The sequence below is a fragment of the Streptomyces sp. NPDC000941 genome (genome assembly GCF_053599555.1).
In genome coordinates, this window is record NZ_JBSFMM010000554.1 from 1 (window position 1) to 1,255 (window position 1,255).

At 76.8% G+C, this 1,255-nt stretch carries 1 protein-coding gene; it reads right to left on the minus strand.

The features are described 5' to 3' along the window. Positions 1 to 1,184 (minus strand): AAA family ATPase (locus ACWDSL_RS53440; RefSeq protein WP_450497024.1); only part of this gene is annotated, 1,184 nt, incomplete at its 3' end. Positions 1,185 to 1,255: the final 71 nt, after the last annotated feature.

Below are 1,255 nucleotides of genomic sequence, written 5' to 3' on the forward strand. Positions count from 1 at the left end.
GCGGCGCCGGCGCGGCGCAGTACGTGGACGGCCCAGGGCGCCCCGATCGGGCGGGCGGTGAGCAGCAGCCGGGCGATGTCCGCGTCGTCCACGGCGGCCCGGTGGGCGAGTTCCGCCGCGCGCGCGTACAAGTCGGCCCGCTCGTCGGCGGGCATCTCCTCCAGCACCCGGGCCCGCACCTCCGGGCCGGTCAGCCGCAGCGCCGCGCCGGGGCCGGGGGCGGTGAGCCCGGTCGCCTCCAGCGTCTCGCGCAGCCCCGCCTCGTACTCCGGGCGCGGCCGGGCGAGCGTGCGGACGAGGGGGAAGTCCAGCAGGTCGCCGCAGACGGCGAGGGCGCGCAGCACCGCGACCGCCGGGGCGGGCAGACCGCGCAGTACGCGGGTGGCGTGATCGGCGGTGGCGGCGGCAGCGATGGCGCGCAGCTGAGGCACCCGGTCGTCGGCCGGTTCATGTCCGGTGTCGGCGAAGCGGCGCAGCACCTCGTGGAGCACCGCCGGATTGCCCCCGGTGGTCTCGGCCGCCACCGCGGTGAACCGTTCCTGCCCCTGGCCGCCGCACACCAGGGTCACCGCGGCGGCGACCTGGGCGGAGCCCAGCGGCGGCAGCACCAACCGGGAACCGCCGAGCGACAGCGGGGAAACGGTGATGGACTCCGGGAGGGCATCGGCCAGCGGTACGGGGCCGATGGCGCCGGCCAGCACCACGATCGGCGCCCCGGGCAGCCGCCGCACCAGCGCCTGGAGCCAGTGCAGCGAATCGGGGTCCAGCCACTGCAGATTCGCCACGGCCAGCAGCGTCGGCCGGTCCCAAGCCGTGCGCAGCAGCTCGGCCAGGCCCGGGAACGGCCCGTCGCGCCAGGACGGGCCCTCGGATGCAGCTTCGGCGGATACGGCGTCGGTGGACGCGGTGTCGGCAGATGCGGTGCCGACGAGCGGGCTCAGCAGCTGGGTCACCGCCGCGTACGGCAGATCGCTCTCGCCGGGGGTGCCCCGGGCGCGCAGCACGCGCAGACCGCGGTCCTCGGCGAGCCCGGCCGCCCACCGCAGCAGCGCGGTCTGCCCGAAGCCCGCCGTACCGCTGAGGGTGACCACCGCCGGGCGCCGCGCGATCAGGCCGCTGACGGCCTCGGCCAGAACCTCTTGTTCAGGTTCGCGCCCGAGGAGCGGGAGGCCGGGGGGGTGCATGGCGCGCACTATACACCGCGTTTATAGTCGGGGCGAACCCGGACGACGGGGCTCACCGCTCAGCGCCTGCC